The 13,934-nt window shown below is 68.3% G+C and carries 12 protein-coding genes and 1 riboswitch; of the genes, 2 read left to right on the forward strand and 10 right to left on the reverse strand.

All coding sequences use genetic code 11. The features are described 5' to 3' along the window. Positions 1-208: 208 nt before the first annotated feature. Positions 209-325: riboswitch (SAM riboswitch) on the reverse strand. A gap of 63 nt (positions 326-388) precedes the next feature. From trpD to ctaE, 5 genes are all read right to left on the reverse strand, one after another. Continuing rightward, a complete protein-coding gene (gene trpD / locus CCN33_RS00855) occupies positions 389-1,456 on the reverse strand; it encodes an anthranilate phosphoribosyltransferase (protein WP_086690026.1) in 1,068 nt (355 codons plus the stop codon). A gap of 149 nt (positions 1,457-1,605) precedes the next feature. Then, entirely contained in the window at positions 1,606-3,243 is a 1,638-nt protein-coding gene (gene qcrB / locus CCN33_RS00860) for a cytochrome bc1 complex cytochrome b subunit (protein ID WP_086690028.1), read from the reverse strand. Then, entirely contained in the window at positions 3,240-4,298 is a 1,059-nt protein-coding gene (gene qcrA, locus CCN33_RS00865) for a cytochrome bc1 complex Rieske iron-sulfur subunit (RefSeq protein WP_086690031.1), read from the reverse strand. Before qcrA ends, qcrB begins: the two co-directional genes overlap by 4 nt. Continuing rightward, positions 4,295-5,107 carry a cytochrome bc1 complex diheme cytochrome c subunit gene (gene qcrC / locus CCN33_RS00870; RefSeq protein WP_086690033.1) on the reverse strand — a complete coding sequence of 271 codons (813 nt, stop codon included), beginning with the start codon at positions 5,105-5,107 and terminating at the stop codon, positions 4,295-4,297. Before qcrC ends, qcrA begins: the two co-directional genes overlap by 4 nt. Positions 5,108-5,167: 60 nt before the next feature. Then, positions 5,168-5,788, reverse strand: coding sequence for an aa3-type cytochrome oxidase subunit III (gene ctaE / locus CCN33_RS00875; protein ID WP_030810341.1), 621 nt, complete (start codon positions 5,786-5,788; stop codon positions 5,168-5,170). A 145-nt stretch (positions 5,789-5,933) separates the two neighbouring features. On the opposite strand from ctaE, the gene CCN33_RS00880 reads away from it, so the two are divergent. Next, positions 5,934-6,335: a response regulator gene (locus tag CCN33_RS00880; protein WP_086690035.1), complete on the forward strand. Its 402-nt coding sequence runs from the start codon at positions 5,934-5,936 to the stop codon at positions 6,333-6,335. A gap of 53 nt (positions 6,336-6,388) precedes the next feature. On the opposite strand, the gene CCN33_RS00885 is transcribed toward CCN33_RS00880, so the two are convergent. The 4 genes from CCN33_RS00885 to ctaC form a co-directional block, all read right to left on the reverse strand. Then, a complete protein-coding gene (locus CCN33_RS00885) occupies positions 6,389-7,651 on the reverse strand; it encodes a L,D-transpeptidase (protein ID WP_086690037.1) in 1,263 nt (420 codons plus the stop codon). 158 nt (positions 7,652-7,809) lie between these two features. Then, positions 7,810-8,208: a cytochrome c oxidase subunit 4 gene (locus CCN33_RS00890; RefSeq protein ID WP_086690039.1), complete on the reverse strand. Its 399-nt coding sequence runs from the start codon at positions 8,206-8,208 to the stop codon at positions 7,810-7,812. Continuing rightward, positions 8,205-9,938, reverse strand: a complete 1,734-nt coding sequence (ctaD, locus tag CCN33_RS00895) for an aa3-type cytochrome oxidase subunit I (protein ID WP_086690041.1) — start codon at positions 9,936-9,938, stop codon at positions 8,205-8,207. Before ctaD ends, CCN33_RS00890 begins: the two co-directional genes overlap by 4 nt. Continuing rightward, a complete protein-coding gene (gene ctaC / locus CCN33_RS00900; RefSeq protein WP_373309983.1) occupies positions 9,935-10,927 on the reverse strand; it encodes an aa3-type cytochrome oxidase subunit II in 993 nt (330 codons plus the stop codon). Before ctaC ends, ctaD begins: the two co-directional genes overlap by 4 nt. Positions 10,928-11,251: 324 nt before the next feature. On the opposite strand from ctaC, the gene CCN33_RS00905 reads away from it, so the two are divergent. Next, entirely contained in the window at positions 11,252-12,628 is a 1,377-nt protein-coding gene (locus tag CCN33_RS00905) for a cysteine desulfurase/sulfurtransferase TusA family protein (RefSeq protein ID WP_086690045.1), read from the forward strand. Positions 12,629-12,739: 111 nt separating this feature from the next. Here CCN33_RS00905 and CCN33_RS00910 read toward each other — a convergent pair whose 3' ends face one another. After that, on the reverse strand, positions 12,740-13,714 hold the full coding sequence (locus CCN33_RS00910) for a carbohydrate kinase family protein (protein WP_086690047.1): 975 nt from the start codon (positions 13,712-13,714) through the stop codon (positions 12,740-12,742). Positions 13,715-13,934: the final 220 nt, after the last annotated feature.

The following is a 13,934-nucleotide window of genomic DNA, read 5'->3' on the forward strand; positions in this document are numbered from 1 at the left end:
GGGGGGGGGCGGGGGCGAAGGCGGTGGAGACGGACATGACTGAACTCCCGTGAGGCAGGCCGGAGTCACCGCGCACAGGGCATGCGGACGCGACACCGGAAGAAGGGTGAAAAGGGGGGTGTGCGGAGGCGGGGCTCGGCGGCCCTAGCGCATTCGCTTGCTCACGGAAGAAGCTCCCTCGTACGACCAGGACCCCTGGTTCTCGAGGGGTCCGCGCTTGCCGTAGACCTTCTGGACTACGGCCTGGTCCTCACCCGGAGCACCCCGCCACGGACGGAGGGTTGCCGGACAGCCGGCCGGGGCCGCATGGCTGTCGCTCATGACCTGATCAGGAAGCTAGCCGGACGGAGCGCGTGGCGCAACCGCCGTCCGGATGCCGGAAGGACGACTACTGCCGGTTGCTGGCGGCCACCCACCGCTCCAGCGTGCGCGCCGCCGCCCCGGAGTCGATGGACTCGGCCGCTCTCGCCATGCCCGCCCGGAGCTGGTCCGCCAGCGGCTCCTGCGTCGGGTCCAGCGCGACCAGCGCCGCCGCGGAGTTCAGCAGCACCGCTTCCCGCACCGGCCCCCGCTCACCCTCCAGCACCTTGCGGGCGACCATCGCGTTGTACGCCGGGTCGCCGCCGCGCAGCGCGTCCACCGGCACCAGCTCGATGCCGACGTCACGGGGGTCGAAGACCTCCTCGGTGACCTTGCCGTCGCGCACGATCCACACCCGCGAGGGCGAGGTGGTGGTCAGCTCGTCCAGGCCGTCCTCGCCCCGGAAGACCAGCGAGGAGTTCCCGCGCTCGGCGAAGACGCCCGCGACGATCGGCGCCATGGCCAGGTTGGCCACGCCCACCGCCTGGGACCGCACCCGCGCCGGGTTGGTCAGCGGACCGATCACGTTGAAGACCGTACGGATGCCGAGCTGGCCGCGGGCGGCGCCGACATGACGCAGCGCCGGGTGGAACTTGACCGCGAAGCAGAAGGTGATCCCCGCCTCCTCCGCGACCTCGGCCACCCGCTTGGGCGTCAGCTCCAGGTTCACCCCGAGCCGCTCCAGCACGTCCGAGGAGCCGGACGCGGAGGACGCTGCCCGGTTGCCGTGCTTGATGACCTTCGCGCCGGTGCCGGCGACCACGATGGAGGACATCGTGGAGATGTTCACCGTCTTGGCGCCGTCCCCTCCGGTGCCGACGATGTCGACGGTCCGGCCGGGCACCTCGATCACATTGGCGTGGTCGTACATCGCCCGGACGATCCCGGTGATCTCCTCGACCGTCTCGCCCTTGGCCCGCAGCGCCACCAGGAAGCCCGCGATCTGGGCGTCCGTGGCCTCGCCGCGCATGATCCGGTTCATCGCCCAGGCGGTGGCGTCGGCACTCTGGTCCCGCCCCTCCAGCAGGGCGTTCAGTACCTCGGGCCAGGAACGGCCCGCCGCGGTGTCGCCTCCAGCGGGGGTCACAGCGCTCATCAGCCGCTCCTGGGTGTGTCAGAGAAAAACAGGTGTTCCGGGGCACGCGGGGTGCCCGCTCCCACCCTATCCAGCCGGAACAGGGCGAAGGGCCCCGCCGGTGTTCCGGACGGGGCCCTTCGGCCGTGGCGTGGCGACGCGCGCGGGGATCAGTGGTGGCCGTGGCCGCTCGTGATCTCCTTGTACTCGTCGACGGTCGGCTTGGGGATCTGGTTGTCCTTGCCGTAGTAGGCGTTGGACAGCTTGACCCGGAGCCGCTCGGTGGGCTTCACCTTGCGCTCGACCCCGTTCTCGTCGACCGTGGGGCCGATCTGGGCGGGCTCGTACTGGTGGTGGGCCGTCAGGGTGTGGAGCTGCTCCTGGCTGAGCGGCTCGTGCACCTCGATGAACTCACCGTGCGGCAGGCGCTTGATGATGCCGGTCTCGCGGCCGTGCAGCACCTTCTCCTTGTCCCGGCGCTGGAGGCCGAGGCAGATCCGCTTGGTGGCGATGAACGCGATCACCGGTCCGGCGAAGAAGAAGATCCGGACGAACCAGGTGACCTGGTTGATCGACAGGTGGAAGTGGGTGGCCCACAGGTCGTTGCCACCGCCGACCAGACCGATCATGTACACCGTGACCCAGGCGACGCCGAACGCGGTACGCGTCGGGGCGTTGCGCGGGCGGTCCAGGATGTGGTGCTCACGCTTGTCGCCGGTGACCCAGGACTCGATGAACGGGTAGACCGCGATGGCCATCAGCACGACACCGAACAGGACCAGCGGGATGAACACGCCCAGGACCAGCGTGTGGCCCCAGAAGTTGATCTCCCAGCCCGGCATGTAGCGGACCAGACCCTCGGCGAAGCCCATGTACCAGTCGGGCTGGGCGCCGGTGGAGACCTGGTCGGGCCGGTACGGGCCCATCGCCCAGATCGGGTTGATCTGCGTGATGGCCGCGATGACCGCGATCACACCGAAGACCAGGAAGAAGAAGCCTCCGGCCTTGGCCATGTACACCGGCAGCAGCGGCATGCCGACGACGTTGGTCTCCTTCTTGCCCGGACCCGCGAACTGCGTGTGCTTGTGGTAGAAGACCAGGATCAGGTGCGCCACCATCAGGCCGAGCATGATGCCCGGCAGCAGCAGGATGTGGATCGAGTAGAACCGGGCCACGAAGTCGTGACCGGGGAACTGCCCGCCGAAGAGGAAGAACGAGATGTACGTGCCGACGATCGGCATGGACAGGATCGCGCCCTCGGTGAAGCGCACACCGGTGCCGGAGAGCAGGTCGTCCGGGAGCGAGTAACCGGTGAAACCGGTGAACATGCCGAGGACGAACAGCAGGAATCCGAACAGCCAGTTGACCTCACGCGGCTTGCGGAACGCGCCGGTGAAGAACACGCGCATCATGTGCACGAACATGCCCGCGAGGAAGATCAGCGCGGCCCAGTGGTGGATCTGCCGGATGAGCAGACCACCGCGCACGTCGAAGGAGATGTGCAGGGTCGAGTTGAACGCCTCCGACATCAGCTGTCCCTGGAGCGGGACGTAGCTGCCGTGGTACTCCACCTCGTTCATCGACGGGTGGAAGAACAGCGTCAGGTACACACCGGTCAGGATGATGATGAGGAAGCTGTACATGCAGACTTCGCCCAGCATGAACGACCAGTGGTCCGGGAAGACCTTGCGCATGTTGGCCTTGGCCAGGGCGTAGATCCCCAGCCGGCCGTCCGCCCAGTCGGCGACGCGCTCGCCGGCCGGCGCCTTCCCGCGCGAGCGGGGGGCTTCGTTCGCTTCAGTACTCATCCGCGCTCCCAGAATGCAGGACCGACGGGCTCCGCGAAGTCGCCGAGCGCCTCGAGGTAGCCCTCGTCGTTCACACCGATGCGGAGCTGCGGCAGGGCGTGACCGGCGGGGCCGAAGATCACTCGGGCACCGTCGGAGAGGTCGAAGGTGGACTGGTGGCACGGGCAGAGCACGTGGTGCGTCTGCTGCTCGTACAGGGAGATCGGGCAGCCCACGTGGGTGCAGATCTTCGAGAACGCGACGATGCCCTCGTGGGACCAGGCCAGTTCCTGCTTGTCCTTGATGTCGTTCGGCAGGAGCCGGACGATCATCAGGGCGGCCTTGGCGATCTCGTTCTGGAAGTCCTCGTCCGTCTCCTCCAGGCCCTCGGGCTTGGCGAAGGTCAGCGAGCCGACGGCCACGTCCTCGGGACGCAGCGGCTCGTTGGTGTTGACGTTGACGAGGAGCTTGCCCTTCGCCCACAGCGTGTGGCGGAGCGAGCTGTGCGGCAGCGGACCGAGGTCGCGCAGCAGCATGACGCCGGAGAGCGGCACCAGGGCCAGCGCGCCGAACATCGTGTTGCGGATCAGCTTGCGACGGCCGATGCCGGACTCGGCGGCTCCCTGGCGGAAGTCCTCGAAGACCTGCGCGCGGACCGTGGGGTCCGCCGCGATCGGGTGGCGCTCGGCCACCATCTCGACGTCGGACATCAGGGTGCGCGCCCAGTGGACGGCGCCCGCGCCGATGCAGAACAGCGCCACACCGAGGGTCAGGCCCAGCGCGAAGTTGAGCGCGCTGATGTGACCGATCGGGAAGACGAAGATCGACTTGTCGTGCGGGATCGTCACGTACGACGCGATGAAGCCGAGGGTGGCCAGCATCGAGATCGTGAACAGCAGGGCGACCGCGCGCTCGGACCGCTTGGCGGCCCGCTCGTCGATGTCCTGCGCACGGTGCTCGTGCGGCGGCATGCCCGGGTCGGCGAACGGCGTCTCTTCGTCCGCGACGCTCACCGAGCCGTGCGGGTGGTCCTGCGCGGCGGGCAGGTTCTCTTCTGGAATGTCTTGGCTACTCATGACTTCTTGGCCTTTGCGGTCCGAGCGGCGACCCAGACGGCGACCGCGATCAGCGCGCCGAGGCCGAAGATCCAGGCGAACAGGCCCTCACTGACCGGGCCGAGTCCGCCCAGCTCAAGGCCGCCGGGGTTCTCGGTCTCGCTGCTGTTGACCGCGTTCAGGTACGCGATGATGTCCTTCTTGTTCTTCTCCGTCATGGTGGTGTCGGGGAAGGACGGCATGTTCTGCGGGCCGGTCTGCATGGCCTCGTAGATGTGCTTGGGCGCGACGTCCTCGAGGCTCGGCGCGTACTTGCCCTTGGTCAGGGCCCCACCCTTGCCGGTGAAGTTGTGGCACTGCGCGCAGTTGGTGCGGAACAGCTCGCCACCCTTGGCGATGTCCGCGCCGTCCTTGGAGTACTGCTCCTCGGTCGGCACGTTCGGGCCGGCGCCCAGCGACGCGACGTACGCGGCGAGCTGGTCGATCTGGGCCTGGGTGTAGATCGGCTTCTTGGCCGGGATCTGGGCCATCTGCGAGCTGGAGGCGGGCATCCGGCCGGTGCCGACCTGGAAGTCGACCGCGGCGGCGCCGACACCGACCAGGCTCGGGCCGTCGGAGGAGCCCTGGCCACCGGTGCCGTGGCAGCTTGCGCAGCCGACCTCGTAGAGCTTCTGGCCCTCCTTGATGGTCAGGGACTGGGAGGCTTCATCGGCCTGCGCCTTGCCCGCGGGCGCGAACGCGGCGTACAGCCCCCCAGTGGCCGCCAGCGCGAGGAGTAGGACGACGACCGCCGCCAGCGGATGGCGTCGTCGTGCGGAGAGCTTTTTCACGGATTACCCCGGTGTCAGGATCTTCTGCGTCGGTGCTTCTGGATGTGCGGGTCTTGCCCGCTACTTGATCAAGTAGATCGTGGCGAAGAGGCCGATCCAGACCACATCGACGAAGTGCCAGTAGTAGGACACGACGATGGCGGCGGTCGCCTGCTCGTGAGTGAACCTCTTGGCCGCGTACGTGCGGCCGAGGACCAACAGGAAGGCGATGAGTCCGCCCGTCACGTGCAGGCCGTGGAAGCCGGTGGTCAGGTAGAACACGGAGCCGTAGACGTCGGAGGACAGCGAGATGCCGTCCTTCTTCACCAGTTCCGTGTACTCGAAGATCTGTCCGCCGATGAAGATCGCACCCATCACGAAGGTGACGATGAACCATCCGCGGAGCTTCTTCACGTCCCCGCGCTCGGCGGCGAACACGCCGAGCTGGCAGGTCAGGGAGGAGAGCACCAGGATCGTGGTGTTCGTCGCGGAGAAGGGCACATTCAGCGCGTGCGCCATCTCCTTCCAGTGATCCAGTCCGGTCACCGATCGAGCGGTGAAGTACATCGCGAAGAGGGCCGCGAAGAACATCAGCTCGGAACTCAGCCAAATGATGGTTCCGACGCTGGTGAGGTTCGGCCGGTTGACCGACGGGTGCGCGTGCCCGGTATCTACTGTCGTTGCTGTCGCCACGACCGACATTATGTCGGTCGCTTATCTCGCCCTCACTCCGGGGGTGCCGTTCGGAGTGTCTTCGCCTGTCGTACCGGTGTTGACGTGCTGTCCGGAGGAGTAGCATCCGGCCCACAATGGCCCGTCCGCAAGACGCCGACGTCTCGGAGGAAGCATGCAGCCGACCGCCACCGTGCTGGTGTACAGCGACGACTCCAACACCCGCGAACAGGTACGGCTCGCCGCCGGACGCCGGCCGGCCCCCGACGTGCCGCTGGTGGAGTTCGTCGAGTGCGCCACGCCCGAGGCCGTGGTGCGCGAGGTGGACCGGGGCGGCATCGACGTCTGCGTGCTGGACGGCGAGGCGGTGCCCATGGGCGGCATGGGGGTCTGCCGTCAGATCAAGGACGAAGTCTTCGGCGCTCCCCCGGTGTTGCTGCTCATGGGCCGTCCCCAGGACGCCTGGCTGGCGACCTGGTGCCGGGCCGACGCGGCGGTGACGCTGCCGGTCGACCCGATGGAGTTCGCGGAGGCGCTGGCCTCCCTGCTGCGCCGCAAACACCTTCAGAACGCCTAGAACGGCCCGCTGGAGGGGTGCGGGGACCCGCCCGGCTCCCGCACCCCGGAGCGTCATGCGGCGGCCGGGCGCAGGCGTACGGAGTCCCTGGGCGCGGAGCCGTTCTGAGCGGCCCCGGTGAGGGCGCTGCCGGTGCCCCATTTCTTCCAGTCCACGTTCCAGTCGCCGAAGCCGTTGCCGAAGTCCTCCATGGCATGGCCGTTGGAGTTGACGACCTTCACGATGTCGCCGACGCGGACGTGGTCGAAGAACCACTCGGCGTTCCCGGTGCTCATGCCGGTGCAGCCGTGGCTGACGTTGGCGTAGCCCTGGGAGCCGACCGACCAGGGCGCGGCGTGCACGTACTCACCCGACCAGGTGACGCGAGTGGCGTAGTACACCGGCAGGTCGTACGAGTCGGAGCTGCCCTCGGCGATACCGACGGTGGTTCCGCGCATCCGTACGAGGTACTGCTTCTCCAGGACCACCTTGACGCCGTTGCGGGTGTCGAAGCCGGGCTTGCCGGTGGTGATCGGGATGGTGTTGATCGCCTCACCGTTCTTGTAGAACGTGAGCTGGTGGGTGGCGGCGTCGGTGATGGCCTCCACCTTGTCCCCGATGGTGATCTTCAGGTCTTTGCTCTTGCCACCGCGCAGCCGGTCGGTGATCTTGATCCCGTCGAGGTTGCTGTGCACCTGGACGGTGGCGTGGGCGGGCCAGTACTCCTTGGGCCGGTAGTGGACTTCCTTGTCACTGACCCAGTACCAGGAACCCTGCACGGCGGGGACGGAGTCCACCCGCAGCCCGCTCTCCACCACGGCCCGCTGGGCCTTGTCCTTGACCGGCTGGTCGAGGTTGGCGGTGATGGGCTGCCCGACGCCGTACTCCCCCGCCTCGGGCCCGAAGGTGACACCGAGGCTCTTCTTGCCGGCCGTCTTGGTGGTGTCGAAGTCGAGGACCTTGCGGCCGGGGGCGCCGTCGTCGTCCTCGGTGCTCACGCGGACCGTGTAATGGGCGTTGGCGGCCAGCGGGGAGGTGCTGTGCCAGCGTCCGCCGTCGGCGGCGAGTTCGCCCGCCACGTAGCGGCCTGTGGCGTCCATGGCGGTGACGTCGGTGATCCGGCCCTCGCCACTCTTGAGCGTGACCTCGAGGGGCTTGTCCGGATCGACCTGCTTCGCCTTGCCGGTGGGCGCGTTGAAGACGATCTGGTCGGCCGCGTCGTACGGCCTGGACGACAGGGCATTGCCGTCCGAGCCGCAGCCGGTGACGCCCGCGCCGAGGGCGGCCACCAGCATGGCGGAGCTGACCACGGTGCGGGTCCGCGCAGTGTGATTCATACGATCACGCTATGAGATGAGGACCTCACTGGCTCGGTACGTAACCCGTACGAGGGACGGACACTGCGGCAAACGGACACCCCGGCAAAAGGAGGAGCCCGGACGCTCCTGATGGAGTGTCCGGGCTCCCGCCGGGTCCTGCGCCGTGTCGCTGAGTCCTACTGGGTGCGGTTCTCACCGCGGTAGTACTCGAACACCCAGCCGAAGAGGCCGATGGCGATCAGAGGTGCCGAGAAGTACAGCAGCCACCAGCCGACCGCGATGCCCAGGAAGGCCAGCGCTCCGCCGACCGCCAGGGCCAGCGGCTGCCAGCTGTGCGGGCTGAAGAAGCCCAGCTCGCCCGCGCCGTCCGCGACGTCGGCCTCCTTGTCGTCCTGCGCGCCCGCGTCGACCCGCCGGGCGGTGAAGCCCAGGTAGAAGCCGATCATGATGCACAGGCCGAAGGCCAGGAAGAGCGCCGTGGTGCCGGCCGGCTCCTTCGACCACACGCCGTACACGACGGCCATGACCAGGACGAAGATGCTCAGCCAGAAGAACATCCGACCTTGGATCTTCACTTGCCGGCCTCCTTGCTGCCCGCGATGGCGGCGCCGTGACCGGCGTGCTCAAGCTGCTCCAGCGCGGCGATCTCGGGGTGGTGCAGGTCGAACGCCGGGGATTCGCTGCGAATCCGCGGCAGGGTGAGGAAGTTGTGCCGCGGCGGCGGGCAGGAGGTCGCCCACTCCAGCGAACGGCCGTAGCCCCACGGGTCGTCCACCTCGACGGGCTTGCCGTACTTGGCGGTCTTCCACACGTTGTAGAGGAACGGCAGGATCGACAGGCCCAGCAGGAACGAGGCGATCGTCGACACCGTGTTCAGCGCGGTGAAGCCGTCGGCCGCCAGGTAGTCGGCGTACCGGCGCGGCATGCCCTCGGCGCCCAGCCAGTGCTGGACCAGGAAGGTGCCGTGGAAGCCGATGAACAGCGTCCAGAAGGTGATCTTGCCGAGCCGCTCGTCCAGCATCTTGCCGGTGAACTTCGGCCACCAGAAGTGGAAGCCGGCGAACATCGCGAACACCACGGTGCCGAACACCACGTAGTGGAAGTGCGCCACCACGAAGTACGAGTCCGAGACGTGGAAGTCCATCGGCGGCGAGGCCAGGATGACACCGGTCAGACCACCGAAGACGAAGGTGATCAGGAAGCCGGTCGTCCAGAGCATCGGTGTCTCGAAGGACAGCGAGCCCTTCCACATCGTGCCGATCCAGTTGAAGAACTTCACACCGGTCGGGACCGCGATGAGGAACGTCATGAAGGAGAAGAACGGCAGCAGCACACCGCCGGTGACGTACATGTGGTGCGCCCACACCGTCACGGACAGACCGGCGATGCCGATCGTGGCCGCGATGAGGCCCATGTAGCCGAACATCGGCTTGCGCGAGAACACCGGGATGATCTCGGAGATGATGCCGAAGAACGGCAGCGCGATGATGTACACCTCTGGATGGCCGAAGAACCAGAAGAGGTGTTGCCATAGCAGGGCCCCGCCATTGGCGGCGTCGAAGACATGGGCACCGAACTTGCGGTCCGCCTCCAGCGCGAACAGCGCGGCGGCCAGCACCGGGAAGGCCAGCAGGACCAGCACACCGGTCAGCAGCACGTTCCACACGAAGATCGGCATGCGGAACATCGTCATGCCCGGAGCGCGCATGCAGATGATCGTGGTGATGAAGTTGACCGAGCCGAGGATCGTGCCGAAGCCGGAGAAGGCCAGACCCATGATCCACATGTCGGCGCCGATACCCGGCGAACGGACCGCGTCCGACAGCGGGGAGTAGGCGAACCAGCCGAAGTCCGCCGCGCCCTGCGGGGTGAGGAAGCCACCCACGGCGATGGTCGAGCCGAACAGGTAGAGCCAGTAGGCGAACATGTTCAGCCGCGGGAACGCCACGTCGGGCGCGCCGATCTGCAGCGGCATGATCCAGTTGGCGAAACCGGCGAACAGCGGCGTCGCGAACATCAGCAGCATCACGGTGCCGTGCATCGTGAACGCCTGGTTGAACTGCTCGTTGGAGATGATCTGCATGCCCGGGCGCGCCAGCTCGGCACGCATGAGCAGCGCCATCACGCCACCGATGAGGAAGAACGCGAACGACGTCGCGAGATACAGCGTGCCGATCGTCTTGTGGTCAGTGGTCGTCAGCCACTTGATCACGACGTTGCCGGGCTGCTTGCGCCGGATCAACAACTCGTTGTCGTTCGAGTCCTCGGTCGCGCCGGCACCCTGGGGTTCGTTGAGGATGCTCACAGGTTGTTCGTCTCCCGGTTCTTCTCGTGGCTCGTCTGCGCGATGCCGGCGGGAATGTAACCGGTCTGCCCCTTCTTGGCGAGGTCCTTGAGGTGCTGCTCGTACCGCTCGGGGGAGACGACCTTCACGTTGAACAGCATCCGGGAGTGGTCGACGCCGCAGAGCTCCGCGCACTTGCCCAGGAAGGTGCCCTCCTTGTTGGGAGTCACCTGGAAGGCATTGGTGTGGCCCGGAATGACGTCCTGCTTCATCAGGAAGGGCACGACCCAGAAGTCGTGGATGACGTCACGCGAGGTCAGCACGAAGCGGACCGTCTTGCCCTTGGGCAGCCACAGCGTCGGGCCGGGGTTGCCGGTCTGCGGGTTCCGCGTACCCGGCGTACCGACGTCGTAGACGCCACCGGCGTTCGCCGGGAACTGGTCCACGAACCGCGTGGGGATGGCCGCGAGGTTCGGGTCCTTCTTGGCGTCACCGGTGGAACCCGGCACGTTCTCGATGTAGTTGAAGCCCCAGCTCCACTGGAAGCCGACCACGTTGACCGTGACGTCCGGCTTCTTCTCCAGGCTGAGGAGCTTCGATTCGTCCCGCGCGGTGAAGTAGAAGAGCACCGAGACGATGATGATCGGAACCACCGTGTACAGCGCCTCGATGGGCATGTTGTACCGCGTCTGCGGCGGAACCTCGACCTTGGTGCGGCTGCGCCGGTGGAACATGGCGCTCCACAGGATCAGGCCCCACACCAGCACGCCGGTAGCGAGCGCGGCCGCCCACGAGCCCTGCCACAGGGAGAGGATGCGGGGAGCCTCTTCCGTGGTCGGGGTGGGCATGCCAAGGCGGGGGAAGTCCTTGTATGTGCAACCGGTCGCGGTCGCAAGGACCAGGCCCGCGGTCAGTGCCTGGAGCAGCTTCCGCCGCGTCGCGCGCCGCGGCTTGGGGGTACCGCCCACGCCTTTCGGGCGAAGGGGGAGGTCGGAGCCGTTGGGACTCACGTAGCGCCTTCCCGAGAGTCTCGCCCGCGCGGTCGGCTGCGGCCTTCTCGCTGGTCGGTCGCCGCCCTGCGTCGGGCAGGGGTTTGGATGTTTATGCGGACCAAACCCTAGCCGACGGTCTCCGACGGTTCGCGGGGAGGGGGGCATACGCGTCGTCGGGTCGTTCTGAGGGGTGTTACCGGGGGGCCAATCGCCGTTGATGTTCCGGTTTGGGGGTTTGTGCGGCGCCGCTTGGGCTTGCCGCGCCCCGCGGCCAAGCCGCACATGGACACAGCCCCGCGCCCCTCAGGTCGGGACAGCTGATCCTCGTTCTAACGTTGGCCTGTGGCTTTCTTCGATGTGGCTTCTGGCGGTGCGCTTCATCCTGTGGCGCGGCAGGCGTTGTTGGCGTCTCTGGATGAGGGGTGGGCCGATCCGGGGCGGTTGTACCGGGAGGGGCGGCGGGCGCGGCTGCTGCTGGACGCGGCACGGGAGGCGGCGGCCGAGGCGGTGGGGTGCCGGGCGGACGAGGTGGTGTTCACGTCGTCCGGGACGCGGGCCGTGCACGACGGTGTGGCGGGGGCGTTGGCCGGGCGGCGGCGCGCAGGACGTCACCTGATCGTGTCAGCGGTCGAACATTCCTCGGTCCTCCATTCGGCGGACGCGTTCGAGGCCGGGGGCGGCGCTGTCACCCGAGTGGGCGTCAGCCGGGCGGGGGCGGTGGACCCGTCGGCGTATGCGGAGGCGCTGCGTACGGACACCGCGCTGGCGTGTCTGCAGTCGGCCAACCACGAGGTGGGCACCGTGCAGCCGGTGGCCGAGGTGGCCGGGGCCTGCCGCGCGGCCGGGGTGCCGCTGCTGGTGGACGCGGCCCAGTCGCTGGGCTGGGGCCCGGTGCCCGAGGGCTGGTCGCTGCTGACGGCCAGCGCGCACAAGTGGGGCGGTCCCTCGGGCGTGGGTCTGCTGGTGGTGCGCAAGGGTGTGCGCTTCGCGGCCCAGGGGCCGGGCGAGGAACGGGAGTCGGGGCGCGTCTCCGGCTTCGGGAACATCCCGGCGATCGTGGCCTCCGTGGCCGCGCTGCGGGCGGTACGGGCCGAGGCCGACACCGAGGCGGTACGGCTGCGGGAGCTGACCGAGCGGATCCGGGCGCGGGTGCCGCAGTTGGTGCCGGACGTGGAGGTGGTGGGCGATCCGGAGCGGCGGCTGCCGGGGATCGTCACGTTCTCCTGCCTCTACGTCGACGGCGAGGTGTTGCTGACCGAGCTGGACCGGGCCGGCTTCTCCGTCTCCTCCGGCTCCTCCTGCACCAGCGGCACCCTGACCCCGAGCCATGTGCTCAAGGCGATGGGCGTACTGAGCGAGGGCAACGTCCGCGTGTCGCTTCCGCCGGGTGTGGCGTCGGAGGAGGTCGACCGCTTCCTGGAGGTGCTGCCGGGCGTGGTGACGGGCGTCCGCTCCCAGCTCGGCGCCCCCGAGCCCCGGGTGGAGGAACGCGCGGCGGAGCTGGTGGTCGACTCCCTCGGCAAACGCTGCCCGATCCCGGTGATCGAACTGGCCAAGGTGTTCGCCGACGTCCCCCTGGGCGGCACGGTCCGCGTCCTCTCGGACGACGAGGCGGCCCGCCTGGACATCCCGGCGTGGTGCGAGATGCGGGGGCAGGAGTACGTGGGCGAGGAGGAAGCGGAGCGAGGAACGGCGTACATCGTCCGCCGGGTGAGCTAGCCGGAGGGAGACCAGGGGCGCGGGGCTGTGTTCCATGCGCGGCTCCGCCGCGTGGGCGCGACCCGCCCGAACGGGCCCGCGGCTCGCCACGGACCCGTCGGGGCGGAGACGTCAGCTCAGGTACTCACGAACCTCGGCCGCCGCGTCCTCGCCGTAGGCCTTGGTGAACCGGTCCATGAAGTGCGCCCGCCGAAGCTGGTACTCCTGCGTACCCACGGTCTCGATGACGAGAGTCGCCAGCATGCACCCGACCTGAGCCGCCCGCTCCAGCGAGACCCCCCAGGCGAGCCCGGACAGGAAGCCGGCGCGGAAGGCGTCGCCGACACCCGTGGGGTCGGCCTTGCGCTCCTCGTCCGGGCAGCCCACCTCGATCGGGTCCTCACCGACCCGCTCGATCCGCACGCCCCGCGAGCCGAGCGTGGTCACCCGGTGCCCGACCTTCGCGAGAATCTGCTCGTCGCTCCAGCCGGTCTTGGACTCGATGAGCCCCTTCTCGTACTCGTTCGAGAACAGGTAGGTCGCGCCGTCCAGCAGGATCCGGATCTCCTCGCCCTCCATACGGGCGATCTGCTGCGAGAAGTCCGCGGCGAACGGGATCGCGCGGGACCGGCACTCCTCGGTGTGCCGGAGCATCCCCTCCGGGTCGTCCGCGCCGATCAGCACGAGGTCCAGCCCGCCGACCCGGTCCGCGACCGTCTTCAGCTCGATCAGCCGGGCCTCGCTCATGGCGCCGGTGTAGAAGGAGCCGATCTGGTTGTGGTCGGAGTCGGTGGTGCACACGAAGCGGGCGGTGTGCAGGGTCTCCGAGATGCGGACCGACTCGGTGTCCACCCCGTGGCGGTCGAGCCAGGAGCGGTACTCGTCGAAGTCGAAGCCCGCGGCGCCGACGAGGATCGGCCGGGTGCCGAGCTGGCCCATGCCGAAGGCGATGTTGGCGCCCACGCCGCCCCGGCGCACGTCCAGGTTGTCGACGAGGAAGGAGAGCGAGACCGTGTGCAGTTGGTCCGCTACGAACTGGTCGGCGAAGCGGCCGGGGAAGGTCATGAGGTGGTCGGTGGCGATGGAGCCGGTGACTGCGATGCGCACGGCAGGCGTTCTCCTGGCGGGAGGGGGAGCTGACAGTTCACGCTACCCGTAATCGGGCAGCCGCTGAAGCGGGGAAAACTACCCGATAGTAGATCTTTCTTCACCGGCCCCGGCGTGCCTACGGTGCGCTCATGACGAACCTCAGGCCCGACGACCTCGAAGTGGACCTCCCCGCGCTGCGCGGCGACTGCGCCCGTATGGCCCAGTGGGGGGCCATACG

Origin of the sequence: Streptomyces recifensis (assembly GCF_002154615.1) — a bacterium.
GTDB classification, from domain to species: Bacteria; Actinomycetota; Actinomycetes; order Streptomycetales; family Streptomycetaceae; genus Streptomyces; species Streptomyces griseoluteus.